Origin of the sequence: Oerskovia sp. NPDC060287 (assembly GCF_042726775.1) — a bacterium.
Taxonomy (GTDB): domain Bacteria; phylum Actinomycetota; class Actinomycetes; order Actinomycetales; family Cellulomonadaceae; genus Oerskovia; species Oerskovia merdavium.
On record NZ_JBHXBO010000253.1, the window covers coordinates 1 to 5,843 of the forward strand.

A 5,843-nucleotide genomic window follows, 5' to 3' on the forward strand; every position below is an offset into this window, starting at 1 on the left:
TCGGTGCGGGTGGCGGTGATGGTGGTGGTGCCTGCGGTCAGGGTCTGGGTGCGGGCGGAGAAGGTCTGGCTGGCGGACTTTCCGGGGGCTACGCCGTGGAAGGTCTTGGTGCCGAGCGGGGTGGTGAGGACGATGTCGAGGGGGACGTCGCTGGTGTTGAGGGCGCGGACGGAGAGGGTCGCGGTGCGTCCGGTGCACTGGGCGCGCACGCTCGCCTCGACCCCCAGGTCCACCTGGGTCACGAACGTGATCGTCGAGGTCGACGTCGTCCCGTCCTCGGCCGTCACGTCGACCGTGGCGGTCGCGGTCGATCCGGCCGCGACCTCGCCGGGCTGCCTCACGGCGACCGTGGCGTACGGGTCGGCCGCGACCGCGGCCACGACGGGCGTCGCGCCCGCCTCGGTCAGCACCTGGTAGGTCGTCGTCGCGGGGTCGAACCCGGCGACGGCCTCGCCGTCGACCGTGAGGCCGGCGAGCGCCGCGTCGGAGGACGTGCCCGGGGCCTTGGCGAGCACCTGCACCTCGCTCACGACCATGTGCGTGTTGGGGCGTGCGGTCATGACGACCCGCACGGCCGAGGTGCGCACGTCCACGGGGACGTCGACCACAGGGGCGCGGCTCGTGTCGTTGCTGACCGCGACCGACGCGCTCACGTCCTTCCACGCGCCGTCGACCAGGGCCTGGACCCGAAGGTTCTGGGCCCAGCTCGCGGTCGAGCCGTCACGGTAGAACGTCGTGACGACGTGCGTCACGTCGCGGGACGCGGGGAGCGTGACCGTGAGGGTGTCGGTGGCGTTCTTGTCGGAGGACTTCCAGTTGGACCATGCCTTGTCCGTGGTGTTGCCGTTGACGATCCCCGAGGCCGAGTAGCCCGGCTCGGTGAAGGTCGCCGAGGCGGTCGTCCCGAGAGCGGACGTCGCCCCTTCGTCGACGGCTGCCGTGACCTGGACACGGACCGTGGCGGGCAGGACCTCGCCTAGCCCGGAGTCGGCCGTCCCGGCGAGCTCGACGACGCCGACCTCGGCGAACGCACCCGCGGGGGCGGTCTCCCAGGTCACGGGGCGCTCGACCTGGCGGCCGCCCGCGGTGAGCGCGGGGACCGTGGCGGGCAGGACGGGCGTGCCGCCCGCGTAGGCCTTGGCACGAGCAGGCAGCGTCGTGGTCAGGGTGTCGACCACGACCTCGGCCGTGGCGCTCACGGGGCCACCGGGAGTCGTGACGGTGCCCTGGACCTCGACGGTCCCGGCTGCGGCCCAGGCCGACTCGGCCGGGAGGTCCCACGTCACGGGCAGGGTGCCGCGCGCGCCGTCACGGTAGACGGGGACGACCGTGGTCGGCAGCGTCGGGACGGTGCCGGGCACGGTGAACGCCTCGACCGGGGTCGTGCCGAGCACGGTCTCGTCGGTCAGGCGCCAGCGCTGGTTCTGGCCCGAGTTCGCGGTGTACGTGGACACGGGAGCGCCGTCGGTCGAGGACTGGCCGCCGACCTCGAGCACGCGCCCGCTCGCGGCGTTGACGAGCGTGTAGGTCTCGTCACCGGTCGTGGAGAGGATCCACTGCGCGGTCGTCGCGGGTTGCGTCGCCGCGTCGACCAGGACGGCCGTGCCGTCGGGGACGACCGCGAGCTGCTTGCCGTTCGCCGCGGACGTCACGGCGTAGCGCGTCGTGTGCGACCCGGAGCCCTCGGGGGCGCCGAGCGGCGTGAGCTCCCACACCTGTGCCGAGGCTGCCGCGTCGTTCGTGCGGATCACGACGCCCGAGCCGCTCGCCGCGGGGGCGAGGGACTTGCCGGACTGGACACCCTGGAGGCGGTAGACGTGGCCTTCCTGGACCAGGGAGGCGTCCTGCGCGACCCCCGCGACGCCGTCGACCACGAACGTCGTGACCGACTCCGCCGGGACGGTGAGCGTGGCAGCGCCCGACGCCACCGCGACCGGGGTGCCCTCGACGAGGGTCCCCGCGGTGCTCGTGACGAACGGCGTGACGGTCGCGCCCGCCTCGATGCTGCCGAAGCCCGACAGGTCGAGCGTCACGGCGCGCTCCGCCGTCGTGCTGTTGACGTGGACCACGGTGGCCGCATCGCCCGAGGCAGCCACGGCCGCCGTGCTGTTGCTGTCGTCGACGCCGACCAGGTGGTCACCAGGGGCGATGAAGTGCGTGAAGTTCTGCGTCGTCTGGTACTTGGTGTTGGTGTAGATGGGGCACGTCTCGAGCGTGTCCTCGGCGGTGCAGTCGAAGGGGATCTGGATCTCGCCCCAGTTCGCGCCCTCGGCGCTCTCGCCGCCGGGTGCCATGTTGGTGTAGTCCTCGACGGGCTGCCAGAACACCCACGCCGAGGGCTCGAGCTCGCGCAGGTCGTCCGCGATGTGCTGGGCGCTGCCCAGGCCGGACTCCATGCTCACGAAGTCCTGCCCCGTGCTGCTCCAGGACCCGCCGACCTCGCTCATCCACAGGCGCTTGCCCTCGCCCTTGGCGATGTCGCGCACCGCGGTGCGCTGACCCGTGCCGTACGTGTGGACGTTGAGCTGGTCGACCTTGGCCTTGACGTCGGCAGGGTACGAGTTCCAGTTGGTCGTGAACGTCCCGGGGTTGGTCTCGTCCATGGCCGCGATGCCGGCCGAGGTGTCGGCGCCCTCGAGCGCGGCGTCGAGCGCGGTGATGACCTTCTGCTGGAGCGCGGGGCCCATGTGGGCGCCCTCCTGGCGCCCGCCCGTGGGCTCGCCCGCGGAGTTCAGCGTGGTCCGCCAGTAGTTGGTGTTGGGCTCGTTGAACGGGTCGATCGTGCCGACCTCGATGCCGTGCGCCTTCTCGAGGCGCTCGGTCACACCGACCATGTACGCGGCGAAGTCGTCGATGCTCTCGGTCTTGAGCTGGTCGTCGGTCGCGTTGAAGCTGCCCGAGACGTAGCCGTTGGGCGTCATGAAGTAGGGCGGGGAGTTGCTGAACGTCTCCCACGTGTCGACGTCGTCCTTGATGCGGTCGACCCACCAGCGCTGGGTCGCGTCGGCGTCCTCGTTCCAGTCGGCCGGGTCCTCGGGGTCCCACCAGTCGACGTCGGTGCGGGTCGTGCCCTCGGGGGCGTTCCACCACCCCTCGACGGCGCCGCCCGCGCGCAGGTAGTCCGTGACGTCGGGTGCGTGCCCGCCGCCCACGTTGTAGCGCGCGATGTTGAGGTTGAGCCCCTCGTCACCGAACACCATGTCCGCGAGCTTGTCGCGCACCTCGTCGGGGTAGTCGCCCGTCGCGTTGGCGAACCAGACGAGGCTCGTCCCCCAGCCCTCGAACGCCTTGCCGGCATAGCTCGGGTCGGGGCGCACGGTCACGCCGGGTACGGCGCCTGTGTCCGCGGCCGCGGCCACGCCCGTGGCGAGCACACCGCCCGACGGCGCAGCCTGGGCCGTGGCGCTCAGCGCACCACAGCTCAGGGTCACGGCGGCGACGCTCAGTGCGGCGAGCCACCTCCTCGATGCTCCTGCGTTCATCCTTGAACTGCCTCTCTCTCGCTTCTCTGCGAACCTGGCGTCGTGCACGCCACGGGCCGGCGCCTGCCGTCGTGCGGCGGGCGCCGGTCCGTGGACGCTGGGGGTCGTGCTGGTCGTGCTGGTCGTGCTGGTCGTGCTGGTCGTGCTGGTCGGTGAGGTGCCCTCAGTCCTTCGGGCGGCGCAGGACGGCCACGCCGCGCGGGGCCAGGACGACGGTCGCGTCCGGTGCTCCACCCGAGCGCCGGCCGACGAGCACGTCCCCCGTGACGCCGTCGACGTCCACCTGCTCGGCCGTGCGGTTGATGAGGAACCAGAACTCGTGCTCGGCCGTGCCGCGCACCGCGAGCTCGACCTTGCCGCGGACCGTGGCCGGCAGGTCGCCCGGGAGGTGCGCGTCGTCGAGGAGCGAGCGCACGAGCGGCTCGAGGCCCGTGCCCAGGCGCGTCGAGACGTAGGTCGCCGAGCCCGAGCCGACAGGTCGACGCGTGATGGCGGGGCGCCCGCCCTGCTCGCCGGTCTTGTACCAGGCGAGGACCTCGACCGAGGCGTCCGTGACCGTGATCGGCTCGGACCACAGCGAACCCTCGTTGCCGTCGTCGAGCAGGACCGTCTCGCCCTCGAGCAGCGGGGCGAACTCCTCGACCCGGATGCCGAGCAGGTCGGAGAACGCGCCCGGGTAGCCGCCCAGGTGGATGTGGTCGTTCTGGTCCACGATGCCCGAGAAGTAGGTCGTCACCAGGTGGCCGCCGGCCTCGACGAAGGCCTGGAGCCGCTCGGCGAGCGCGCCCGGGACGACGTGCAGCACGGGGGCGACGACGACGTCGTACCCGGAGAAGTCCGAGCGTGCCGGGACGACGTCGGCGCGCACGCCCGCCGCGAGGAACGCCGAGTACCAGTCGAGGGCCTCCTGGCGGTAGCGCAGCGAGTTGTTGGGGTGCGAGTCGAGCTCGCTCGTCCACCAGGACTCCCAGTCGAACAGGATCGCGGCACGCGCAGGGACCTGCTCCGAGCCCGCGATCTCGGCCAGCGCGCCGAGCGTCGCGCCGAGCTCGCGCACCGTGCGGTGCACCTCGCTGTCCTCGCCGGCGTGCGGGACCATGCCCGAGTGGTACTTCTCCGCGCCCGCGCGGGACTGACGCCACTGGAAGAAGCAGACCGCGTCGGCGCCGTGGGCCACGTGGGTCAGCGAGTCACGGACAAGGTCGCCGGGCTTCTTGGCGACGTTGATCGGCTGCCAGTTCACGGCGCTCGTCGAGTGCTCCATGAGGAACCAGGGCAGACCGCCCGCGATGTGGCCCGTGAGGTTCGCGGAGAAGGACAGCTCGTCGTGGGCCTGGACACCCGGCAGGACGTAGTGGTCGTTGGACACGAAGTCGATCTCGTCGGCCCAGTCGACGTAGTCCATGCCCTTGGTCTCGCCCATGACCATGAAGTTCGTGGTGACCGGGACGTCCGGGGTCAGCTCGCGCAGGACGTCGCGCTCGGCGCGCAGGTACGACTTGAGCGCGTCGGACGAGAAGCGCTTGAAGTCGAGCTGCTGCGTGGGGTTGGGGTGCGAGGCCGCGAGGCGCGGCGGCAGGATCTGGTCCCACGCGCTGTAGCGCTGCGACCAGAACGCGGTACCCCAGGCGTGGTTGAGCTCGTCGAGCGTGCTGTAGCGCTCGCGCAGCCAGTCGCGGAACGCGCCGGCCGCGTCGTCGCTGAAGTCGTAGACGTTGTGGCAACCGAGCTCGTTCGACACGTGCCACGCGGTGAGCGCCGGGTGGTCGCCGTAGCGCTCGGCCATGGTGCGCACGAGGCGCAGCGCGTGCTCGCGGAACACGGGCGACGTGGGGCGCCAGTGCTGGCGTGCGCCGGGCCACAGGGTCTCGCCGTTCGCGGTCACGGGCAGGATCTCGGGGTGGGCCGTCGTGAGCCACGGGGGAGGGGACGCGGTCGCGGTCGCGAGGTCCACCGCGATGCCGTTCGCGTGCAGCAGGTCCATGATCTCGTCGAGCCAGGCGAAGTCCCAGGTGTCGGCCGTCGGCTGGAGCCGGGCCCACGAGAAGATCGCGACCGAGACGATGTTGACCCCGGCGGCCCGCATGAGCCGCACGTCCTCGGCCCACACCTCGCGGGGCCACTGCTCCGGGTTGTAGTCCGCTCCGAAGCCGAGGCGCGGCGTCGCGCGGTCCTCGGGCCACCGCAACCAACGGTGCGGTGTGGGGGTCGATGACATGGGATGCTCCTCGATCTCTCGTCGACCGGGGCGGCGTCTCTCGCGCCCCGGAAGGGGACGCCGGCGTGCGGCGGGGGGCGCCCCCCGGCGGCGGGGCGGCTGTGGGGTTTACACATAAGACGCAGCCCACGGAATTAGGAGTG

At 72.0% G+C, this 5,843-nt stretch carries 2 protein-coding genes; both read right to left on the minus strand.

The window, feature by feature from the left end:
* The coding region (locus ACFWFR_RS16800; protein ID WP_377623747.1) for an RICIN domain-containing protein at positions 1-3,482 on the minus strand (3,482 nt) is incomplete at its 3' end.
* A 163-nt stretch (positions 3,483-3,645) separates the two neighbouring features.
* Entirely contained in the window at positions 3,646-5,700 is a 2,055-nt protein-coding gene (locus tag ACFWFR_RS16805; RefSeq protein ID WP_377623749.1) for a beta-galactosidase, read from the minus strand.
* Positions 5,701-5,843: the final 143 nt, after the last annotated feature.